This is a genomic window from Klebsiella sp. K47 (assembly GCF_051858335.1).
Taxonomy (GTDB): domain Bacteria; phylum Pseudomonadota; class Gammaproteobacteria; order Enterobacterales; family Enterobacteriaceae; genus Klebsiella; species Klebsiella pneumoniae.
Window position 1 is genome coordinate 1 of record NZ_JBPYUI010000290.1, and the last position, 233, is coordinate 233.

Consider the following 233-nt stretch of genomic DNA (forward strand, 5'->3'; position numbering starts at 1 on the left):
ATCCTCAAGGGTCTGACGCTCGACGTGCCTGCGGGCGAAGTTCATGCGGTCATGGGGCCGAACGGGGCGGGCAAGTCGACGCTGGGCTACAGCCTGTCGGGCCGTCCCGGCTATGAGGTGACGGACGGTTCCGCATCGTGGAAGGGCGTGGATCTGCTGGACCTGGAGCCGGCCGAGCGCGCGGCGGCGGGCCTGTTCCTGTCGTTCCAGTATCCGATCGAGATTCCGGGCGT

General features: G+C 67.8%; 1 protein-coding gene. It reads left to right on the plus strand.

Annotated features, from left to right (window positions below; all coding sequences use genetic code 11):
- On the plus strand, positions 1-233 hold a 233-nt coding region (locus RRF55_RS28075), incomplete at both ends, for an ATP-binding cassette domain-containing protein (protein ID WP_439419309.1).